Source organism: Georgenia sp. G2120 (genome assembly GCF_055326485.1).
In genome coordinates this window covers 246,298-267,571 of record NZ_JBUZNL010000002.1, presented here as the reverse complement: position 1 = coordinate 267,571, position 21,274 = coordinate 246,298, and the positions used below count along the sequence as shown (strand labels likewise).

The window sequence follows — 21,274 nt, the reverse complement described above, 5'->3', positions numbered from 1 at the left end:
TTGACGATTGCGCCTACGATGCAGATGTGACTGACGTGCTGCTCGTCGAGGACGACCCTGCGATCGCCGAACCGCTCGCCCGCGCCCTCGGCCGTGAGGGTTACGAGGTGCGCTCCCACACCACCGGAGGTGCCGCCCTCGAGGACGTCGCCCGTGGCGCCGACCTCGTGGTCCTCGACCTCGGGCTGCCGGACATGGACGGCCTGGACGTGGCCCGTGCGATCCGTTCACGCGGCCTGACCGTGCCGATCCTCGTGCTGACGGCCCGGGCGGACGAGGTGGACCTCGTCGTCGGGCTCGACGCCGGGGCGGACGACTACGTCACCAAGCCCTTCCGACTGGCCGAGCTCCTCGCCCGCGTCCGGGCGCTCCTGCGCCGCGCCGGTGGGGACATCACCGAGGAGGACGAGCTGGTGGCGCAGGACGTCCGCGTCGACGTCGCCGCCCACCGCGCCTTCCGCGGCACCCGCGAGATGCACCTGACCGCGAAGGAGTTCGAGCTCCTGCGCGTGCTCGTGCGGGACGCGGGCTCGGTCGTCACGCGCGAGGCGATCATGCAGGAGGTGTGGGGGACCGATCCCACGGGATCCACCAAGACCCTCGACATGCACGTGTCCTGGCTGCGTCGCAAGCTCGGCGACTCCGCGGACCAGCCGCGCTACATCACGACCGTCCGCGCGATCGGCTTCCGGTTCGAGACCTCCGGAGGGTGATGTGCGCCGCCGCGCGATCCGCATGATCGTCGTGGCGGTGACGGTGGCGGTCCTCGTCGTCGGCGCACCGCTCGCGGTGTTCGGCGGGGCGATGATCTGGGGCGACCAGCGCGCCACCCTCGACCTGCGCAACTCCTCGCTGTCCCGGTCGGTCGAGCGCCGCATCGCGACGAACGAGGAGCTCGACGACGACATGCTCGTCGCGTGGGTCGGCGGGCAGAACAACATCGAGGCCAACATCGTCGTCCGCAGCCCCGAGGGCGAGGTGTTCAACGGCGGACCGGCCATCGAGGGCGACGTCATGCGCTCGGTGAGCCGCACCCCGTCCGGCGCCGAGGTGATCATGGAGATCCCGATCTCCCAGGTGTGGTTCCGGGTCATGCAGGTGGTCGGCATCATCGCCGTCACCTCGATGATGGCCCTCGGCATCGCGGTGGCCATCGGCTCGCGGCTCGCGCGGCGCCTGTCCGCCCCGCTCATCTACCTCGCCGCCTCCGCCGAGCAGATCGGGTCCGGCCAGGTGCGGCCGCGCATGCAGGTCTCCGGCATCGAGGAGATCGACCTCGTCGCCGATGAGCTCGTGCGGACCTCCGACCGCATGGCCGGCCGGCTCGCCGCCGAGCGCCAGTTCGCCGCGGACGCGTCCCACCAGCTGCGCACCCCGCTCGCCGCGCTCTCGATGCGCCTGGAGGAGATCGAGATGACGAGCGAGCAGGAGGAGGTGCGCGACGAGGCGCGCCGCTCGCTCGAGCAGGTCGAGCGCCTGACCGGCGTGGTCGACGACCTGCTCAAGACGTCGCGCTCCGCGGGCGGCGGCTCGACCGAGGTCGTCAACCTCGACGAGATCTTCGCCCAGCAGGACGAGGAGTGGCAGCAGACCTTCCTCGCCGCGGACCGCGACCTCTCCTTCACCGACGACGCCGACATGCCCGTCCTCGTCACGCCCGGCTCCCTGTCCCAGGTGCTGGCGACCCTCATCGAGAACTCGCTGAAGTACGGCGCCGGCAGCACCACCGTGACGACCCGCTCGGCCTCCGGCGCCAAGGGCGTGTTCATCGACGTGGCCGACGAGGGCGACGGCGTCTCCGACGAGCTGGCGCCCGAGATCTTCACCAAGCACGTGTCCGGCAAGTCCGGGACGGGCCTGGGCCTGGCGCTCGCGCGCGAGCTGGTGACGGCCGACGGCGGCCGGCTCGAGCTCACGCAGCGGCGGCCCCCGATCTTCCGGGTGTTCGTCCACGCGGTCCCGCGCGAGCTGACCCCCGAGGCCGTCCTCCCGCAGGGCGCCCTCGTGTCCGTGGGCCGCAGGCGCGGGCGCCGGTGACCGGGGGCGGGCGTCGCGACGGGCCCCGGGGTGAGGCACGCCCCGGTCCGCGCCGCGGGCCCGGCCGCACCGAGGTCTCCGTCGCCCTCGTGTCCGTGGTGGTCCTCGCCGTCGTCACGCTCACCCACCTGGTCGCCCAGCTCACCGGGCCCGGCTGGCTGCGGGAGGTCTCGCAGCCGCTCCTCCTGCCGCCGCTCATGGTCGCGGTCCTCGCCCTGACCCCGGCGCCCCGCTCGCACACGACCTCCTGGGCGCTCGCCGCGCTCGCCCTGTCCTGGGGGGGCGACCTCGTGCCGCGCTTCCTCGACACGGGTGGGTTCGAGGCGATGCTCGCGCTGTTCCTGCTCGCCCACGTGAGCTGGGTGATCGCGCTGTGGCCGCGCCGTCGGGGCACCCCCGTGTGGCGCGCGCCCGTGCTCGTGCTCCCGTTCCTCGGCTACGGGATCGTGCTCGTCATGCTGTGTGCGCAGGGCGCGGGCACGCTTCTGCCGGCCGTCGTGGCCTACGCCGTGGCGATCCTCGCGACCGCGATGCTGGCGCCGGCGCTCGGCACGGCCGCCGCCGTCGGCGCGCTCGTCTTCATCGTCTCGGACTCGCTCATCGCCCTGCGCACGTTCGCCGGCCTCGAGCTGCCCGGGAACGGGATGTGGGTGATGCTCACCTACGTCGCCGCGCAGGTGCTGCTCGCCGCGGGCGTCGTGCGGGTCCAGGGCCGCGAGCGGGCGCGCGGCTGACGCACGCACATCGCCGCTCGCTGCCGGTCAGTAGTCGCCGGTCAGCGGTCAGCGGTGGCGCTGTCGCTGGACACCGACCCGTGCACGACCGGATCGGAGCTCACGGGATCGGAGCTCACCGGGTCGGCCCCGCCGCCGGCGGGCGCACCGGGTGTGGCGGGATCGTCGTCGGGCACGGGGGTCCGCTCGTCCGCCGTCCCGTCCGCCGAGTGGTCCTCGGTGAACACGACGTACCGGTAGCAGACGTACCGGAAGGCGGTGCCGAGCACGAGCCCCACGCCGTTGGCGGAGATGTTGTCCGCCAGCGGCGAGGTGAGGCGGAGGACGTAGTGCGAGAACGCGAGGCAGCCGACGGCCACGAGCATGCCGCCGATGTTGACGAGCAGGAACATCAGTGCCTCGCGGTGGGCGGCCGAGCGCCGCTTCTCCCGGAAGGTCCACAGCCGGTTGCCGGTCCAGGCCACGACGATCGAGACGGCGACCGAGATGACCTTCGCCGTCAGCGGCCTGTCGAGGAGGAGCTCGCCGGGGCCGAAGCGCAGGAGGTTGAACAGGCCGATGTCGACGACGAACGCCGAGAGCCCCACCGTGCAGAACCTGAGGAACTCGATCCACCACTCCCGCCAGGTCTGGCCGCGCAGGAGGAGATCGATGAGGCGTCGCACCGGACAACTGTAGGCGGGCCGGCCCGCGCGGACGGGGCCGGTGCGGGGGAGTTCGCACCGTCTAGGCTGTCTCCCCGTGACCCGACGGACCGTGGCCGTGATCGGCGGTGGGCAGCTCGCCCGCATGATGGCGCCGGCGGCGCTCGCTCTCGACGTGCACCTGCGGGTCCTCGTCGAGTCCACGGATGCGCCGACCGCGCAGGTGGTCCCCGACGTCGTGGTGGGACGGGCCGACGACGTCGACGCCGTGCTCCGCCTCACCGAGGGCGCCGACGTCCTCACCTTCGAGCACGAGCACGTCCCGGCCGAGGTCCTGGCCGCCGTCGCCGCCACCGGCGTACCGGTCCGCCCCGGTCCGGACGCGCTCACGCACGCGCAGGACAAGATCGTCATGCGCGAGCGCCTGGGCGCGCTCGGCGTTCCGTGCCCGTGGTGGACCACCGTGGCGAGCGCCGACGAGCTCGCCGCCGCCCTCGCCGAGGCCGGCGGTCCGGTCGTCGTCAAGACCGCCCGCGGCGGCTACGACGGCAAGGGCGTGCGGGTGGTCTCCGCCCCGGGCGACGTGGCGGACTGGCTCGCCGACCTCGCCCCGGGCGCGCGGCTCCTCGTCGAGGAGAAGGTGCCCTTCACGCGCGAGCTCGCGGCCCTGACGGCGCGCCGGCCGGGTGGCTCGGGACCTGACGCAGCGGGCCCGGACGGCGCCACGGGCGAGGTCCGCAGCTGGCCGGTCGTCGAGACGCGGCAGGTCGGCGGGGTGTGCGCCGAGGTGCTCGCGCCGGCGCCCGGCCTGACCGAGACGCTCGCCGAGCAGGCGCGCGCGATCGCCGAGCGGGTCGCGACGGGGCTCGGCGTCACGGGCGTCCTCGCCGTCGAGATGTTCCTCGCCCCGGGCGACGACGGCGAACGGCTCCTCGTCAACGAGCTCGCCATGCGGCCGCACAACTCGGGGCACTGGACGATCGACGGCGCCGTGACCAGCCAGTTCGAGCAGCACCTGCGGGCCGTCCTCGACCTCCCGCTCGGGGACACCGCCCCGCTCGCCCCCGCCGCGGTCATGGTCAACCTCCTCGGCGCCGAGCGGCCCGAGCCGTCCGCCGCGTACCCCGCGGTCCTCGCCGGGCACCCGCGCGCGAAGGTCCACCTCTACGGCAAGGAGGTGCGGCCGGGCCGCAAGCTCGGGCACGTGACCGAGGTGGGGGCGGACCACGAGGGGCTGCTCGCCTCCGCGCGGGCGGCCGTGGAGCTGCTGCACCGCGCCTGAGCCCGCAGGGATGCCAGGATGAGGCACGGGCGGACGCGCGTGCCGCCGGAGCCGAAGGGGGACGTCATGGTCGAGGTCGGGATCGTCATGGGGTCGGACTCGGACTGGCGGGTGATGTCCGCCGTCGCGCTCGCGCTCGACGAGCTCGGCGTGAGCCACGAGGTCGACGTCGTCTCCGCCCACCGGATGCCGGACGAGATGCTCGAGTACGGGCGCGCCGCCGCCCGCCGCGGGCTGCGCGTGATCGTGGCCGGCGCCGGCGGGGCCGCCCACCTGCCCGGCATGCTCGCCGCCGTCACCCCGCTCCCGGTGATCGGCGTGCCGGTGCCGCTCGCGCACCTCGACGGCATGGACTCCCTCCTCTCGATCGTCCAGATGCCCGCGGGCGTGCCGGTCGCGACGGTCTCGATCGGCGGCGCCCGCAACGCCGGCCTCCTCGCCGCCCGGATCCTCGGCGCCGGCGAGGGCGCCCGGGCAGAGGAGCTGCGCGACCGGATGATCGACTTCCAGTCCGACCTTGCCGACTCCGCCCGCGCCCGCGGTGCCCGGCTGCGCGCCTCGCTCGCCGACGACCACCGGGACGACTGAGGTGGCGGTGCCCCTCGACGACGGTGCTGGTGTCGAGGTCGACCACCGCCTCGAGCACCTGCGCACGCTCTACACCGACCTCCACCGCACGCCCGAGCTCGGCCTGGCGGAGCACCGCACGGCCGAACGGGTCGAGGCCGAGATCGCGGCCCTCGGTCTGACGCCCGTGCGCATCGGTGGCACCGGCGTCGTCGTCGTGCTGGAGAACGGGGACGGACCGACCGTGCTCGCCCGCGCGGACATGGACGCGATCGCCGTCACCGAGGCGACCGGCCTCGCCTACGCGTCCGAGGTCGAGGGCCTCATGCACGCGTGCGGGCACGACATGCACACCGCCGCCCTGGTCGGCGCGCTCGGCGTGCTCGCCGAGCGGCGGGCGGACTGGTCGGGCACGTACGTCGCCCTCTTCCAGCCCTCGGAGGAGGACGCCGCCGGCGCGCAGGCGATGATCGACGACGGCCTGACGGACAGGGTCCCGACGCCGGACGTCGTCCTCGGCCAGCACGTCATGCCGATCGCGGCGGGCACGGTGGCGATCGCCCCGGGGCCCGTGCTGTCGATGGGGGACTCGGTGCGGATCACCCTGCACGGCCGCGGCGCGCACGGGTCGATGCCGCACACGGCGATCGACCCGGTCGTGCTCGCCGCCGACGTCGTCCAGCGACTCCAGGGCGTCGTGGCCCGGGAGATCGAGCCGGGGACGTTCGCGGTGGTCACGGTCGGCGCGGTGCGGGCCGGGACCTCGGCCAACATCATCCCCGACCGCGCCGAGCTCCTGCTCAACCTGCGCACCTACGACCCGGTCGTGCGCGAGCAGGTGATCGAGGCGGTCGAGCGCATCGTGCACGGCGAGTGCGAGGCGGCGGGGACGCCGCGCGAGCCCGAGTTCGCGTACTACGACCAGTTCCCGCTCACCGACAACGACGAGTCCGTGGTGGCGCGCACCGCCGAGGGCCTGCACGCCGACCTCGGTGCCGAGGCGGTGCTCGAGGCGACCCCGATGACGGCGTCGGAGGACTTCGCCCGGATCGGCGACGCGTTCGGTGCGCCGTACGCGTACTGGTTCGTCGGGTGCGTCGACGCGGACACCTACGACGACGCCGCCGGTCGCGATGCCGTGGCGACCGAGATCCCGGCCAACCACTCGCCGATGTTCGCGCCCGTCATCGACCCCACGCTCGAGGTTGCGGTTCGTGCGCAGGTCGCGGCCGCCCGCGCGCACCTCGGCGCCGGGGCCGGACGACGCGGGGGCGTAGGAGGCTCGGTCGGCCCTCGCTGAGACCCTGGTCCGCCCTCGCTCAGCCCTCGCTCAGCCCTGCGCCGGCCCGCCGGCGAGGTCCGAGCGGGCCTCCTCGGCTCCGTTCGCGGCCTGCTCGATGAGCGGGTGGTCCGGCGGGAGCAGGCGCTCGAGGTCGCCGCTCAGCTCCTCGAACTGGGCCAGCGCCCGGCCCGGGTCGACCTCGAGGGTCGCCCACGCCTCGCGGTGGCGGGCGTCGAGCGTGGAGAGGTGCTCGGGACCGACGCCGGGCCGGTTCGACCGCAGCGCGACCAGCTCGGCGAACACCTGGCGCGCCTCCTCGAACCGACCCTTGGCGGCGAGCAGGTCTGCGCTGCGGGCCGTCGCGATGTCGGCGAGCTCGAGGTCCTCGGGGCGGTACCGGCGCGCGTCACGGCCGAGGAACATGTTGGCGTCGAGGGCCTCGTCGAGCTGCCCGGCCTCGACCAGGGCGGTGACGTGGCGGGCGCCGGCGCGCAGGGCGGTCCCCGAGGTCGGGCCGTCGAGCGAGGAGACGGCCTCCGCGCGGCGGGCGTAGGCCTCGACCGCGCCGTCCGGGTCCTCCGCGCGCGTGCGGGCCTCGGCGAGCAGGAGCAGCGCGTCGGGGAGGAGCTGGCGGTCGGCGGGGGAGTCGGCGCGGTCGACGAGCTCCTGGGCACGCTCCGGCTCGACGCCGGTGGTCGCGGCCGCCCGGAGGTCGTCGGCGAGCGACGAGCCGCCCGACGCCGGGCCGACGCCGGACATCGCCCCGGTGCTCGCGTGCGAGCCGGTCGTGACCGGTGCTCCGGTGTCGTCGAGGTCGTCCGAGCCGTCCGGTCCGGCGAACCGGTCGTGGTCGGGGACCTCGTCCGCGGCCGCGTGTGCCCCACCGTCCGCGTGCGCATCGGCCTGGTGCGGGCCGCCCTCGCCGAGGCCGTCGACGTTCGCCCCACCGGGCGCCCCGTCACCGCCACCGACGCCGCCGGCTCCGTTGCCCGCCTCGCGCCCGTGCGCGGCGGCGTACGACCCGCCACCGGCGTACGCACCGCCACCGGCCTCCTCGAGCTCACGCTCGAGCGACGGCGTCTCCTCGCCCCGACCCGAGGCGCGCAGCGCGTCGATGAGCGCGGAGATGAGACCGGTGCGGGTCTCGGCGTCCTCCGGGCCGAGCTCGCGGGCAAGAACCACCCCGGGGCCGAGGACGTCGACGGCCTCGTAGTGGCGACCGAGCAGCCCGAGGGCCTTGCCGAGCTCCCCGCGCACGAGCAGGACGTCGGCGTCGGCGGGGCCGTAGAGGGACTCGGACCAACCGAGGACGTCGCCGAGGGCGGTGACGGCCGCGGCGTGGTCCCCGGCGTCGAGCAGGTGCCCGGCGCGGTCGACCTCGGCGCCGAGCCGGGCGTCGTCCTCGGGCGTGGGGCGCCGCGGGGCGAACCCCTCGTGGGCGTCGGTGTTCATCGAAGTCCTTCCTCGCGCGACCGGTGCGCCGCGCACACCCCCGACGCTAGCCGCCCGCGGGGGTCGTCGGCTCCTCCGAGGACGGGGCGATCGTCCCGTCGCGGACGGACTCGAGCCACGCGGGCATCGCGTCGGCGTCGAGCAGGACGGTCACGCCGAGGCCGCCGGCCCGGTAGGCGGGGTCGGCCACGGGCGGTGCGCCGACGAACCCGCCGTTCGAGGCGCCCCGGAACGCGAGGGCGAGCCGGCCGAGGTCGACGATGCCGGTCTCCTCGTCGGTGATGAGGACGTCGGTGCCGGTCCGGGCGAGCGAGACGTGGCGTCGCGGGTCGAGCAGGGTGCCGGGCGTTGCCACGGAGTCGGCGATCGCGCCGATGACCTGGCGCTGGCGCAGCCCGCGGCCGATGTCACCGGTGGGGTCGGAGTAGCGCATCCGGGCGAACGCGAGGGCGGTCTCGCCGTCGGAGACGTGGCACCCGGCCTGCCAGCTGAGTCCGGAGAACTCGTCCTCCACGTCGTAGTCGAGGCAGAGCTCGACCCCGCCGACCGCGTCGACGATGTCCGAGAGTCCGCCCATGCCGATCTCCACGTAGTGGTCGACGGTGAGCCCCATGAGCTCCTCGACGGTCTGGACGAGCAGCTCGGGCCCGCCGAGCGAGTAGGCGGCGTTGAGCTTGTTGTCGCCGTGCCCGGGGATCTCGACGAGGGTGTCGCGCGGCAGCGAGATGAGCGAGGGAGTGCCGGACTCCGGGTCGTGCAGCACGAGGATCGAGTCCGAGCGCGAGCCCTCGACCCCGTCCTCGATGGCGCCGCCGCGGGTGTCGGTGCCCGCGAGGACGTAGGTGGTGCCGGTCGTGTCCTCGGCGCCCGAGAGCGCGGTGGTGTGTGCGATCCGGCCGTCGGCCCAGATCGCGAGGCCCACGGGCCACGCGACGACGAGCACGAGGAGGGTGACGAGCACGAGGGCGATCACTCGTCCCGGCCGACGACGACGCCGCTGCCGCGGGGGCCGACCCGGCGGCGGTGGCGGGCGGTGGCCGGGGTCGTCGGGATACCGCGGACCACCGGGGTGCTGCGGGCCGGGGGCGTGCTGCGGCTGGTCCGGGTACTGCGGCCCGGCGGACCGGCCGGCCCGCGAGGACGACGGCGGTGCGTACGACGGCGGGGGCTGTGCGGCCTGCGCGTGGCCGTCGTTCCAGCCGTCCGCCACGGCGGCGGGCATGGCGCGCGTGGCCCCGGCGTCGCGGGGCCCACCGACGGGGGCGCCACCTGCGTCGGCGCGCGTGGGGATGCCGCTGCGGTCGGCGGCCGCGCGGCGCGGGGAGGCGGCCGGGCTCTGACGGATCGACCGCCGCACGGTGGCGTTGCCCTGGTCGTTCGGCGGAGGAGGCGGCGCGGCGGACGAGCGGCGCGGGTTCACCCGGGTCGCGCCGGTGGCGGCACCGGCGCCGTCACGCGCACCGTCGGCCCCGGAGCCCGCGGGACGCTCGGACCGCGGCGGTCGCTGCGGCGCACCGTCGGACCGGCGCCCCCGGCGGGGTGCGTACGACGGCGGAAGCTCGTCGTCGTTCATCGTGTCCCCCCGGGTCGTCGTCCAGCGATCCGCAGGCTATCCGCGATCCCGACCGACCGGGTGGCACCACCCCGTGGAGTGGTCACCGGGTGCACGGCGGGAGGGGGGCGGCCTCCGGCTCGGCCGTCGGGGCGGGCGGGGCAGCGTCGTCGGGCGTGCCGTGGCTGTCGGCCTCGTCGGTGGGGGTCTCCTCCGCCGCGGCCGCGTCCCGTGCCTCCTGGGCCAGGTCGCCGCCCGTGCCGATCGCCGTGCCGGTCTCCTCCGGGGCCGCGCCGTCCGACGCCCCCTCGGACGCGCTCTCGCCCGTCCCCGCGGAGTTCGACTCGTCGGTCGGGGTCCCGCCGCCGAGCTCGGGGTCCGCCGCCGCGGTCGTCCCCGGGATCGGCTCGTCCTCGCGCAGGGCGGCCCACACGTCGTCGGCCTCCTCGGTCGGGGTGACGCGGTAGCCCGCGGGCTCCCAGGGCATCGTGAGGAACCCGATGTTCTCGCCCTCGAGGCCGCGCAGCGAGACCGCGAGGCCGGCGAGGTTGCGGATGCTGCCGAACTCGGGCGAGGTCGTCAGGGTCTGCGTGCCGGCGTCGAGCACCGAGTACAGGCGCGGCAGGTCGAACAGGACGCGGCTGGAGAGCACGTCGCGGGCGATGGCGCTGACGAGCTGCTGCTGCCGGCCGATCCGGGAGATGTCCGACCCGTCGCCGAGCGTCTGGCGGGCGCGCGCGTAGCCGAGCGCCTCCTCGCCGTCGAGGATCTGGCAGCCCTCGTCGAGCTCGAGCCCGGCACCCGGGTCGTCGATGTCCTCGTCCACGTACATCGGGACCCCGTCCAGGGCCTCGACGACGCCGATGAACCCCGCGAAGTCGACCACCATGTAGTCGTCGATCCGGACGTCGGACATGCCCTCGACGGTGGCGATCGTGCAGGCGGCGGCCGCGCTCACGTCGCCGTGCTGACCACCCGTGTGGAATGCGGAGTTGAACATCCCGGCCTCGACGGGCTCGGTCTCGGAACCGTCCTCGAGCGTGCAGGAGGGGATCGGCACGAGCGTGTCCCGGGGGATCGAGACGATGTCGACCCGCTCCCGGTCAGAGGAGATGTGGACGATCATCGTGGTGTCGGAGCGCATGCCCTCGACGTCCTCCTGACCGCCCTGGGCGCTGTTCGCGCCCTCGCGGGTGTCGGAGCCCATGACGAGGATGTTCATCGCCTGCCCGGCGTTCGGGTCGTCCGGGTCCTCGACGACGGAGGGGCGCTCGTCCTCGTCGAGGAGGTGCGTGACGTCCTCGGTGGTGATGTTGCCCTGGAGGTCGTTGTACATCGCGGCGACCGCACCGATCCCGACGGCGACGACCGCCGTGGCGGCCCCCGCGATGATCGGTCCGCGGCGCCGCCGCCGCTGCGCCGGGGCAGGCTTGCGGTGCCGGGGCTGGTAGGGCTCCTCGCGCGGCGTCTCCGGCTCGGCCGCGCCGTCCTCGGCGTCGGGCGGCATGACTCTCACGATACGGCCGGGTGGCCGAAAGGTGGACGTCCGTCGACGGCATGGCGGCGGGGAGTTCTGCCCCCGCGCTGGTCCTCGGCCCGCGATGTGGGAGGCGTCTCGTCCCAGGTGGGGCCGGTGGGTCGGTGGTGCGGGTGCTAGTCGTCGGCCCGGCGGTCCTCGACGGGGTCGTCCGCGTCACGCAGGGGTTCGTCGTCGGGCGCGTGGCGGGTGTGGTCGTCGGGGGCGCGCGGGGTCCCCGACGGTGCGCGCCGTACCTCGCCGTCGGCCTCCCGGATGGCGAGCCGCCGGGCGAGGATCGTCGTCTGCCGGTCGCGCCGTGCGTGCCCCCGGGCCGTGACGACCACGTAGCCGAAGAACACGACGACGAGGATGTAGAGCACGAGGTCCGTGCCACGCCCGACGCCGACGAACCGGGCCACCGACGAGACCCACGAGGGGAACAGCACCGAGATCGCGGCGAGCACCATGAAGCCGAGGAGCCCGAGCCGGCGGATCGCCTGGTGGCGGGAGCCCGCCGTCGACCGGGTGAGCAGGACGGTGAAGGCGACGACGGCGACGAGGAGGAGGATCTGGATGATCCGCGTGTCTCCGGAGACGGGCATCAGCGGATCACCAGCTCCCACAGGATGTTGACGGAGTTGAGCAGCGACTGCCCCTTGGCCTTGGAGTAGTCGGTGTAGACGATCTCGATCGGGTGCTCCGACCACGGCAGCGAGGTGCGGCCGAGCTGGAGCACGATCTCGGTGGCGTGCGCCATGCGGTTCTGCCGCAGGTCGACGTGCCGGGCGGCGTCGCGACGGATGACCCGCAGGCCGTTGTGGGCGTCCGTCAGGCGCATGCCGGTGGACTGGTTGGTCACCCACACGGCCGTCTTGAGGACGAGCCGCTTGAGCAGGCCCGGCTTCGTGCGGTCGTCGAGGAAGCGGGAGCCGAAGACCACGGCGAGGTCCTCGGTGCGGGCCCTCTCCACCATGTCGACCGCGTCGACCACCCGGTGCTGCCCGTCGGCGTCGAACGTGACGAGATAGCGGGCGTCGGTGCGCGTGAGGACGTACTCGATGCCGGTCTGCAGCGCCGCCCCCTGCCCGAGGTTGAACGGGTGCGTGACGACGACGGCGCCCGCCGCGGCGGCCGCGGCCCCCGAGGCGTCGGTCGAGCAGTCGTCGACGCAGACGATGTGCGGGAACGTCTCGCGCGCCTCCGACACGACGCGACCGATGACGGACGCCTCGTTGAAGACGGGGATGACGAGCCAGGCGTCGTCCACGGGTGGCACCATGGGCATGGGCCGCATTGTCGCAGGCTCGTGGACGACAGCAGGGCAGCGTGCCGTGCGCGGGCCGGTCGCGTGAGCGGCTCGCCCGGGGGCGGATCGTTGGCCGCGACACGAAGGGCAGCGCATGACCGCACGGATCGTGGACTCCGCCGACGTGGCGGAGACCGCTCGCATCGGCGACGGCAGCTCCGTCTGGCACCTCGCGCAGGTGCGGGAGGACGTCGAGATGGGGGAGGGCTGCGTCGTGGGGCGCGGCGCCTACATCGGCACCGGCGTGCAGATGGGGCGGCACTGCAAGGTCCAGAACTACGCGCTCGTGTACGAGCCCGCGCGGCTCGGCGACGGCGTGTTCATCGGGCCCGCGGCCGTGCTGACGAACGACACCTATCCCCGTGCGATCAACCCGGACGGCTCGCTCAAGTCCGCCTCCGACTGGGACGCGGTCGGCGTGACCATCGAGGAGGGCGCCGCGATCGGCGCCCGCGCCGTGTGCGTCGCGCCCGTGACGGTGGGCGCCTGGGCGACCGTGGCCGCCGGCGCTGTGGTGACCAAGGACGTCACCCCGTACGCCCTCGTGGCCGGCGTACCCGCGAAGCAGATCGGATGGGTAGGACGTTCGGGCGCCCGACTCGTCCAGGACGGGGAACAATGGCGGTGCCCGCTGACCGGGCAGCGGTACGTCGAGACGAACGGCGTGCTGACCGAGACGGAGGAGAACGCGTGAACGACGAGCTGCCCATGATCCCCGCGGCGAAGCCGGTCATCGGTGACGAGGAACGCGCGGCGGTCGACCGTGTGATGCGGACCGGCATGATCGCCCAGGGGCCCGAGGTCAAGGCCTTCGAGGAGGAGTTCGCCTCGGTCCTGGCCGCCGGCCGCACCGCCGTGGCCGTCAACTCCGGCACGTCCGCCCTGCACATGGGCCTGGTCGCCGCCGGCATCGGTGAGGGCGACGAGGTCATCGTCCCGTCCTTCACGTTCGCGGCGACCGGCAACTCGGTGGCGCTGACCGGCGCGACGCCGGTGTTCGCGGACATCGAGCCCGAGCACTTCTGCCTCGACCCCGAGTCGGTGCGTGCCGCGGTCACCGAGCGCACGCGCGGCATCATGCCCGTCCACCTGTACGGGCACCCGGCGAACATGGACGCGCTCCAGGCGATCGCCGACGAGCACGACCTGCAGATCTTCGAGGACGCCGCCCAGGCCCACGCCGCCACCTACCGCGGCCGCCAGGTCGGCACGTTCGGCGCCTTCGCCGCGTTCTCCCTCTACCCGACGAAGAACATGACCTCCGCCGAGGGCGGCATGGTCACCACGGGCGACGAGAAGCTGGCCCGCCGGGTGCGCCTCCTGCGCAACCAGGGCATGGAGAAGCAGTACGAGAACGAGGTCGTCGGGTACAACACGCGGATGACCGACGTGCACGCCGCGATCGGCCGCGTCCAGCTCGGCAAGGTCCTCGGCTGGACCGAGCGGCGCCGGGCCAACGCCGCGTTCCTCGACGCCAACCTGCGCGGCGTGGTGGTGCCCCCGGTCGCCGAGGGCGCCGAGCACGTCTACCACCAGTACACGGTCCGCGTGCCCGTCGAGGGCGACGGCGGCGCCGAGCGCGACCGCATCGTCGCCGCGCTGCGCGCGGAGCACAAGGTGGGCTGCGGCGTGTACTACCCGATCCCCAACCACCGCCTCGAGTCCCTCGCCGTCTTCGCGCCGGGCCTCGAGCTGCCCGAGACCGAGCGCGCCGCGCAGCAGGTCATCTCGCTGCCCGTGCACCCCTCCCTCGAGCAGGGCGACCTCGACCGCATCGCGGCCGCGGTCGAGGCCGTGACCGGGGCGGGGGCCTGATCGCGATGGGAGACAACGTGGCTGGAACGACTGCGACCGATGCCCCGCTGCGCGTGGGGCTCATCGGGCTGGGCTCGATGGGGCGCCACCACGCGCGCGTCATCCGCGAGACCGACGGCATGGACCTCGTGGCCGTGGCCGACCCGGGGGGCGACCGCTTCGGCGTCGCCGGGTCGCTGACGGTGGGCAGCGACGTCGAGTCGCTCATCGACGCCGGCATCGAGGCGGCCATGGTCGCCGTGCCGACGATCTACCACGAGGAGGTCGCCCTCAAGCTCGCCGAGGCCGGCATCCACACGATGGTCGAGAAGCCCATCGCGCACGACGTCGCCGCAGGTCGCCGCGTCGCAGGCGCCTTCGAGGAGGCCGGGCTCACCGGCGCCGTCGGGTACGTCGAGCGGTGCAACCCGGCGATCGTCGCGCTGCGGGACAAGCTGGCCGAGGGGTTCCTCGGCGAGATCTACCAGATCCAGACCTTCCGGCAGGGCCCGTTCCCGGCGCGGATCTCCGACGTCGGCGTGGTCAAGGACCTCGCGACCCACGACGTCGACCTCGCCGCGTTCGTCGCCGGCTCGCCGTACAGCTCGATCTGGGCGCGGACCACGCACCGCTCGGGTCGCGAGTTCGAGGACATGGTGCTGGCCACCGGACAGCTCGCCGACGGGACGATGGTGGGGCACACCGTCAACTGGCTCTCGCCCTTCAAGGAGCGCCGGACCGTCGTGACCGGTGAGCGCGGGGCCCTCGTGGCCGACACCCTCAACATCGACCTCACCTTCTACGCCAACGGCACGATCCCCACCGAGTGGGACGCCGTGGCCGCCTTCCGCGGCGTGTCCGAGGGCGACATCACGACCTACGCGATCCCCAAGCGCGAGCCGCTGCGGGTGGAGCAGGAGCGGTTCCGCGACGCCGTGCGCGGGACCGGCGACGAGGTCGTGTCGATGGCCGAGGGTGTGCACACGCTCGAGGTGGTCGAGGCGATCCTGTCCGCCGCCGGCGACGGTGTGGCCGTCCAGCTGTAGCCGCTGATCGCTGACGCAGCACCACGAGGGGCCGACCGTCACCGGTCGGCCCCTCGTGCCGTTCGCCCGTGCGTGCCGACCGGCAACCTGGTCGGCGACCACACAACTTCTCGCCGAAAAGACGGTCTCCCGCCGAGGAGTCGGGTTGTGCGCCGAGAGTACTGACGGCGGGGGTCCACTCGGCACCTCGACCGACTGTTCGTCACACCCGACCGACTCTTCGGCACCTCGACCGACTGTTCGTCGCACCTCCGTCACAATGGCCTCGTGACCTCCCGACGCCCGCGCGTGACCATCGCCTCCCGCATCTGGTCCCCGGAGCCCGCGGCCGCGTCGTTCCGCCTCGCCGCCCTCGCCCGCGGCCTGCGCGAGGCCGGAGCCGCCACCCGCGTCCTCACCGCGCGCCCGCCCACCGACGCCACGATCGACGACCACCCGGGCACCCGCGTCTCCCGAGCCCCCGTCCTGCGCGACGCCGACGGCTACCTGCGCGGCTACGTCCCCTACCTCTCGTTCGACGTCCCGCTGTCCGCCCGCCTTCTCCGCGACCCCGCCCCGGACGTGTACGTCGTCGAGCCGCCGCCCACCACCGGCCTCGTCGTCCGCGCCGTTGCCGCGATCCGGCGTCGCCCGTACGTCGCCTACGTCCCCGACATCTGGTCCGACGCCGCGACCTCCACCGGGGCGCCCGGCGCCGTCGTCGAGGTGCTGCGTCGCGCCGAGTCGGCGGTCCTGGCCGGAGCGGCGGCGACGATCGCGGTGTCCGACGACGTCGCCGCCCGGGCGGAGGAGCTGGGCGCGCGGGGCGTCGTCGTCGTGCGCGGGGGAGCGGACACCGAGACGTTCACGCCGACCGGGCACATGCCCGACGACGACGATCCCCGCCCCTACCTCCTCTACGCCGGCACCGCCTCGGAGTGGCAGGGCGCGGACGTCTTCCTGCGCGCGCTCCCGCGGGTGCTCGAGCAGGTGCCGGACGCGCGCGTCGTCGTCCTCGGCCAGGGCAGCGCGTGGCCCGAGCTCGAGCGCCTCGCCGCGCGCCTGCCGAGCGGGGCGGTCGAGCTGCGCGGCCTGGTCGGTCAGGCGGAGGCGGCGCGCTGGCAGCGGGGCGCACGGGCGGCGCTCGTCTCGATCCGCCCGGGCATCGGCTACGACCTCGCGTACCCCACCAAGGCCTACGCGGCGTGGGCGTCCGGCGTCCCCGTCATCTACGCGGGCCCGGGGCCGGCGCGCGCGGACATCGCCGAGAGCCGGCTGGGCTGGGCGGTCGAGCACGACGCCGACGACGTCGCACACGCGATGGTCGCCGCCCTGACCGGCGAGCGCGGTCCCGTCGACGCCGCACGCCTCGCGGGCTGGGTGGCCGAGAACGCGTCGTCGTCGGCGGCGGGGCGCACGGCGGCCGACGTCGTGCTCGGCGCGATCGGCTGACGCAACTGCTGTTGCGTCCTGTGGCTCTGGCGGTTGCTGCCTCGGTGCGCGGGTCAGTCGGGCAGCTCGACGCCGTTGATGAACATCGCCTCGGTCTGGCCCCCTGTACAAGTCGGGGTCGTGTCGCCGTACAGGGCCGGGATCGTTCCGATCTGGCCCTTGTCCACCGAGTACTCGGTGCCCAGCTCGGCAATCGCGCCGTCGGGAAACAGGACGGCGAGGTTCCCGTCGTCGTCGGTGACGGGTGCCGCGCCCTCGGGGAGCGCCGCCAGGCGCGTGATGCCCTGGCCGACTGTGCTGACGACGACGAGGCAGCCGTCCTCGATCTCGAGCCGGCCGTAGAACATGTCGTCGGTCCCCGTGGACGACAGTGTCACGGTCTCCGGCAGTGTCGCGATCGAGAACTCGCCGGCGCCGTCCCAGCCGGGGACGTGGTCCACGGCGCCTGGCTGGAGGACGAGGTCGTCACCATCGCCGGCCGCGCTGACCTGGACGACGATCGAGTCGATGACCGCGGCCTCGTCGACGTCGAGAGGAGTGGGACTGGACCCGTCGAGGTCGAGCGCGCCGGAGGCCAGGTGCTCCTCGATCGCGTCGGCCTCCGCCTGGGACGCCACCTCGACGTTGATCTCGCCTGAGACCGGGTCCGCCACCGTGGAGATGCTCGAGCTCGCCCCGAGGTGCTCGACCAGCGCCATGTGGACGGCGACACCGACGGACTCGGCGGTCTCGGCGTCGTACGCCGCGCCGCCGTGGGCGACGATCCCGGGCTCGGCCGCAAGCTCGTCGACGACGTCGGCGGGGACGTCGCCGGTGAAGTACAGGTGGGCGGTGGCGTCGTCCCGGAGCTCGGAGACGGCGAACGTGTCCGCGTGGCGGGTGGCGATGTCCGTGACGATCGGCGCGGCGCGCTCCTGCATCGCGATGCGGTCCTCGAGCTCGCCGGGCTCGATCTCGCCGCGGGCGATCTGGGCCTGGAGATCCTCCCAGGCGGCGTCCGAGATCCCGTCGGGCCGGTCGGGGACGGCGGCCGCCGAGCTCGTCAGCACCGCGGTGGCGGCGCCGATCGCGAGCAGGGCCGCCGCGAGTCGCTGTCCGGGTCGCCTCATCGCGCGTGCCGTCCTGTCGGGCCGGAGATCGGTGTCATGGATCACTGTACGGAACTCGTACGGGGCGCACAGCGGTCGAGGTCGCGTCGAGAGGGAACCGTGATGAGATGTGCTCTCCAGCTCCAACCGCGCCCGCATCTACCGCTTCTGCTCCAACCGCTCCTTGTCCCGCCGGTCCTTCCACCGCCGCATCCGCCTCTCGATCGGCCGCTCGACGAACGCGTGCAGCGCCCACGCCGCCACGATCGACGGCACGAGGACGGCCGCGTAGATCAGGAGGTTCGACCACCCCATGGGCTGGAGGCCGAACCACGTGCGGCAGGCGTAGATGAGCGTGGCGTGCAGGAGGTAGAACGCGAAGCTCCACTCGCCGAGTCGCACGAGCCAGCCGGCCGGCGCCCCGCGCCCCGACCCGTCCGCGCGGCCGCGCAGCTCCCGCACCGCGTAGGCGAGGATGACCACCCCGCACACCGCGGGGATGGCCACCGGCGTCAGCGGCCCGAGCCGCATTGCCTCCCACGCGTCCGGCGCGCGCAGCGGCCCGAGGAACACCCCGGCGCACACGGCGAGCAGCAGCCCGAGCGCCACGGGCACGGGCAGCCGCGGCCGCCACCCCAGCCGGACGGCGTGCGCGAGCGCCATGCCGAGACAGAACTCCCACAGCCGGAGCACCGGCCGCGGCAGGTGGGCGAGGGCGTCGATCTCGGACCGCGCGAGGTAGAGCACCGCCGCCGCGAGCGGGATCGCGAACAGCACCGCGAGCGCGGCCCTCCGCCCGGTGCGGCCGAGCACGCGGTCGAGCCACGGGTGCGTCGCGTAGAAGAACGCCTCGAGCGACAGCGTCCAGGACGCCGGGTTGCCCGAGAACACCACCTCGTTGTTGCTCGACCACCCGTGCAGCAGCACCACCGACAGCAGGAGGACGAGGGACAGCGGCCGGACCCAGCTCTCCTCGACGTCCGCCGGCGGCCCGACGAACACCGCCACCGCCAGCAGCAGCGCCACCATGTGTGCCGGCCAGATCCGGGCGAACCGCCGCCAGTAGAACGTCGAGACCGGGGTGCCGGGCCGGGCCGACCACGTGAGGACGAAGCCCGACAGGACGAAGAAGAACGCGACGCCCTGCGCCCCGAGCCGCAGCGGCCCCGAGATCGGCAGCGGCGCGAAGTTCGTCATGTGGTGCGCGAATACCGCCAGCGCCGCCCACCAGCGCAGCGCGGTGAGCGAGTCGAGGCGGGGCAGCGTGCCGGGGGTGCCGGACGCGGTCCACCGGCCGCGGGTTGCGACACGCTCGGGACCGGAGGACGGGCGCTCGTCCGGCGTCACGCTCTCCTCGGGGGCCGGGGCGCCGTCCGGCACCGTTCCCGAGGGCTGGTTCTCCCCGCTCGCCGCGTGCTCCCCGCCCTCCCCGCGGGCCCCGCTCACCCGAGCGACCCCGACGACCCTGCGCCTGCCGCGGACTCCTCGCGCCTCGCCAGCCGCTCGGCCGCGGCCACGCCGTGCACCGCACGGCCGACGACGCCGCGCCGCAGCCACTCCCACGCCGTGCGCACGGCGGGCAGGTCGACGGCCACGGCCACGTCTGCCTGCCCGGCCAGCGACTCCGCGGTCGCGTCGGCCCGGGCGGCCCGCCACACGGTGCGGGTGTCGTCGACCGGGCTGAGGGTGGCGAGCAGCCGCCCGGGCACCGAGCGCCTCGCGGCCGCGTCGAACGACCGGTACCTCCCGGAGCCCGCGATCCTCGCGAGCGGCCCGTGGTCCTCGGCGATCACGTGCACGACGTCGACACCCGCCACCGGTGCGACCGGCGCCGTGCGGCACACGAGCGTGACGTGCGCGGGCGTGCCCGGGCTCCCCAGCCGCTCGGCCAGGTCCCCGGCCCCCGCGGACCGCGCGAGCACCTCGTCCGCCGGATCCTCGGACCCGACGACGAGGACGAATCGCCGCGCAGGCTGCGACGCGCGGGGCGCAGCCGGCGGGCCGGACGAGTCTCCGGTGGTCGACGCCGAACCGGTGGCCGGCGATCCCGCGACGGTCGATGCGTTGCCGGCGGTCGGCGCCGCAGCCTTCGCCTCGCCCACGGCGTCGGCGCCCAGCTCGTGCGCCCGCACCTCCGGCACCGGAAGGCCGAGCTCTGCCGCCCGCCGCGCGACGAACTCACCGAGCTCGGCCACCCGAGGGGCCAGCTGCTCCTCGCGCGCGTACCGCCGGGCCCACTCGCGGGTCTCGGCCACGGAGCCCGCGGTCGCCGAGCGCGCGAGCGCAGCGCCCGCCACGAGCGCGTCCGCGACGTCGTCGGCGGACATCGACTCCGTCAGCACCCACGCGGGATGCCCGTCGAGCACGGAGGACGCCGCCGACTCCGGCCCGTGCACCGACACCACCGGCAGGCCGGTCGCGGCGTACTCGAAGACCTTGCCGCTCGTGACGTACCGGCCGGGGATGAGCGGGAGCGCGAGGACGTCGAAGCCCGCGTACACCGACGCCACCTCGGCGCGCGGGACGGGACCGCCGTGCTCCACGCCGTCGCCGGCGAACTCGGCGAGCATGGCGAGGGTCCGCTCCTCGGGCGCGCCCTGGTGGCCCACGTGGCCGCGCAGCACGAGCCGCGCCCGCGCGAGGTCCGCGCTCCGCGCCCGCGCCGCCCGCCAGCCCTCGAGGAGCTCGCGCACCGGCACCGACCCGTACAGGGTGCCGAGGTAGCCGAAGGTGAGGGGGGCGTCGTCGTCGGGGGCGGAGGTCGGGCGCAGGGAGTCGATCGCCTCGCCGAGGTCGCCGTCGTACCCGTTGGCCACGACGTGCGTGCGGTCGGCGACCTCCGGCAGGGTCTCGTCGTACCAGTCGCGGATCGGGGCGTTGACGAACCACGCCTCCTCGGCGCCGAGCAGGAGCTCCCGCTCGGTGCGCCACGCGCGCGAGCGCTCGCCGGACACGCGCCGGCCCGTCGTCACGTCGAGGGCCCAGCCGTCGCGGTAGTCGAGGACGTAGGGCACGTCGGCGCGCCGGGCGAGGTGCTGCCCGGGGACGAAGTCGACGTGCGGGTTCGACGTGCCGAGCACGAGGTCGACCGGGTGGCGCTCGTGGACCTGCTCGGCGGCGGCGCGCAGGTTCGCGGCCCACCCGCCGTAGACGCGCTCGGGGAAGCTCAGCTCGCTCGACCGCATGAACGCCGAGAACCAGCCCGGCTCGGAGGCCACGCGCGCCCGCGAGTACCCGGCGAGGTCGGTCTCGATGTGCGCGAGCTCCTGCTTGACCCGCAGCACCTCGATCGCCGGGTGCACGCGCCGCTCGAGCGAGAGGTCGGCCCCGAACAGCTCGGTGAACAGCTCCCGCGGCGCGGTGAGGACGGTGACGTCCCACCCGGCCTCGGCGAAGGCGTTGGCGGTCGCGAGGGCCCGGTAGACGCCGGAACCCCGGCACGGCGGGAAGCCCCAGGCGACGTAGAGGAGGTGTGGACGCACCCGGCAAGGATAGGGAGAGCGCCCGGAAACGGGTGTGCGACCCCACCGGCGTGCGGCC

Annotated in this window: 19 protein-coding genes; 10 read left to right on the top strand and 9 right to left on the bottom strand. The window is 74.5% G+C overall.

Annotation, left to right across the window (positions count from 1 at the left end):
- Window positions 1-26 precede the first annotated feature (26 nt).
- The 3 genes from ACZLMO_RS03345 to ACZLMO_RS03335 all read left to right on the top strand — a co-directional run bounded on the left by ACZLMO_RS03345 (window position 27) and on the right by ACZLMO_RS03335 (window position 2,771).
- On the top strand, window positions 27-713 hold the full coding sequence (locus ACZLMO_RS03345) for a response regulator transcription factor (protein ID WP_425715611.1): 687 nt from the start codon (window positions 27-29) through the stop codon (window positions 711-713).
- Window position 714: 1 nt separating this feature from the next.
- A complete protein-coding gene (locus ACZLMO_RS03340) occupies window positions 715-2,037 on the top strand; it encodes an ATP-binding protein (RefSeq protein WP_425715610.1) in 1,323 nt (440 codons plus the stop codon).
- A gap of 89 nt (window positions 2,038-2,126) precedes the next feature.
- Entirely contained in the window at window positions 2,127-2,771 is a 645-nt protein-coding gene (locus ACZLMO_RS03335; protein WP_425715609.1) for a lysoplasmalogenase, read from the top strand.
- A gap of 41 nt (window positions 2,772-2,812) precedes the next feature.
- On the opposite strand, the gene ACZLMO_RS03330 is transcribed toward ACZLMO_RS03335, so the two are convergent.
- Window positions 2,813-3,436, bottom strand: coding sequence for a GtrA family protein (locus ACZLMO_RS03330; protein ID WP_463652827.1), 624 nt, complete (start codon window positions 3,434-3,436; stop codon window positions 2,813-2,815).
- A 76-nt stretch (window positions 3,437-3,512) separates the two neighbouring features.
- Here ACZLMO_RS03330 and ACZLMO_RS03325 point away from each other — a divergent pair, with 76 nt between their 5' ends.
- Genes ACZLMO_RS03325 through ACZLMO_RS03315 form a run of 3 tightly spaced genes read left to right on the top strand, consistent with a single transcriptional unit; the run spans window position 3,513 to window position 6,564 of the window.
- On the top strand, window positions 3,513-4,697 hold the full coding sequence (locus ACZLMO_RS03325) for a 5-(carboxyamino)imidazole ribonucleotide synthase (RefSeq protein WP_463652826.1): 1,185 nt from the start codon (window positions 3,513-3,515) through the stop codon (window positions 4,695-4,697).
- An 18-nt stretch (window positions 4,698-4,715) separates the two neighbouring features.
- Window positions 4,716-5,285, top strand: coding sequence for a 5-(carboxyamino)imidazole ribonucleotide mutase (gene purE, locus ACZLMO_RS03320; protein WP_463652825.1), 570 nt, complete (start codon window positions 4,716-4,718; stop codon window positions 5,283-5,285).
- Window positions 5,286-5,292: 7 nt separating this feature from the next.
- Entirely contained in the window at window positions 5,293-6,564 is a 1,272-nt protein-coding gene (locus ACZLMO_RS03315) for an amidohydrolase (protein WP_463652824.1), read from the top strand.
- 30 nt (window positions 6,565-6,594) lie between these two features.
- Here the strand turns inward: ACZLMO_RS03315 and ACZLMO_RS03310 are convergent, their stop codons facing one another.
- From ACZLMO_RS03310 to ACZLMO_RS03290, 5 genes are all read right to left on the bottom strand, one after another.
- Entirely contained in the window at window positions 6,595-7,998 is a 1,404-nt protein-coding gene (locus tag ACZLMO_RS03310; RefSeq protein WP_463652823.1) for a hypothetical protein, read from the bottom strand.
- 46 nt (window positions 7,999-8,044) lie between these two features.
- The gene (locus ACZLMO_RS03305) at window positions 8,045-9,571 is read right to left on the bottom strand and encodes an LCP family protein (RefSeq protein WP_463652822.1); all 1,527 of its coding nucleotides are present in this window, start codon (window positions 9,569-9,571) and stop codon (window positions 8,045-8,047) included.
- Between the two features lie 82 nt (window positions 9,572-9,653).
- Window positions 9,654-11,057: an LCP family protein gene (locus tag ACZLMO_RS03300; RefSeq protein ID WP_463652821.1), complete on the bottom strand. Its 1,404-nt coding sequence runs from the start codon at window positions 11,055-11,057 to the stop codon at window positions 9,654-9,656.
- 146 nt (window positions 11,058-11,203) lie between these two features.
- Window positions 11,204-11,671, bottom strand: a complete 468-nt coding sequence (locus ACZLMO_RS03295; RefSeq protein ID WP_463652820.1) for a DUF2304 family protein — start codon at window positions 11,669-11,671, stop codon at window positions 11,204-11,206.
- A complete protein-coding gene (locus tag ACZLMO_RS03290; protein WP_463652819.1) occupies window positions 11,671-12,363 on the bottom strand; it encodes a glycosyltransferase family 2 protein in 693 nt (230 codons plus the stop codon). The genes ACZLMO_RS03295 and ACZLMO_RS03290 overlap by 1 nt, the downstream gene beginning before the upstream one ends.
- A gap of 106 nt (window positions 12,364-12,469) precedes the next feature.
- Here ACZLMO_RS03290 and ACZLMO_RS03285 point away from each other — a divergent pair, with 106 nt between their 5' ends.
- From ACZLMO_RS03285 to ACZLMO_RS03270, 4 genes are all read left to right on the top strand, one after another.
- A complete protein-coding gene (locus ACZLMO_RS03285) occupies window positions 12,470-13,069 on the top strand; it encodes an acyltransferase (protein ID WP_425715600.1) in 600 nt (199 codons plus the stop codon).
- A gap of 14 nt (window positions 13,070-13,083) precedes the next feature.
- Window positions 13,084-14,190 carry a DegT/DnrJ/EryC1/StrS family aminotransferase gene (locus ACZLMO_RS03280; RefSeq protein ID WP_463652901.1) on the top strand — a complete coding sequence of 369 codons (1,107 nt, stop codon included), beginning with the start codon at window positions 13,084-13,086 and terminating at the stop codon, window positions 14,188-14,190.
- Window positions 14,191-14,195: 5 nt separating this feature from the next.
- Entirely contained in the window at window positions 14,196-15,215 is a 1,020-nt protein-coding gene (locus tag ACZLMO_RS03275) for a Gfo/Idh/MocA family protein (RefSeq protein WP_463652818.1), read from the top strand.
- Window positions 15,216-15,482: 267 nt separating this feature from the next.
- On the top strand, window positions 15,483-16,646 hold the full coding sequence (locus ACZLMO_RS03270) for a glycosyltransferase family 4 protein (RefSeq protein ID WP_463652817.1): 1,164 nt from the start codon (window positions 15,483-15,485) through the stop codon (window positions 16,644-16,646).
- Between the two features lie 53 nt (window positions 16,647-16,699).
- Here the strand turns inward: ACZLMO_RS03270 and ACZLMO_RS03265 are convergent, their stop codons facing one another.
- From ACZLMO_RS03265 to ACZLMO_RS03255, 3 genes are all read right to left on the bottom strand, one after another.
- Window positions 16,700-17,755, bottom strand: coding sequence for a hypothetical protein (locus ACZLMO_RS03265; protein ID WP_463652816.1), 1,056 nt, complete (start codon window positions 17,753-17,755; stop codon window positions 16,700-16,702).
- 138 nt (window positions 17,756-17,893) lie between these two features.
- Window positions 17,894-19,180 carry an acyltransferase family protein gene (locus tag ACZLMO_RS03260; protein WP_463652815.1) on the bottom strand — a complete coding sequence of 429 codons (1,287 nt, stop codon included), beginning with the start codon at window positions 19,178-19,180 and terminating at the stop codon, window positions 17,894-17,896.
- Complete coding sequence (locus ACZLMO_RS03255; RefSeq protein ID WP_463652814.1) at window positions 19,177-21,216, bottom strand: glycosyltransferase; 2,040 nt, start codon at window positions 21,214-21,216, stop codon at window positions 19,177-19,179. The genes ACZLMO_RS03260 and ACZLMO_RS03255 overlap by 4 nt, the downstream gene beginning before the upstream one ends.
- Window positions 21,217-21,274: the final 58 nt, after the last annotated feature.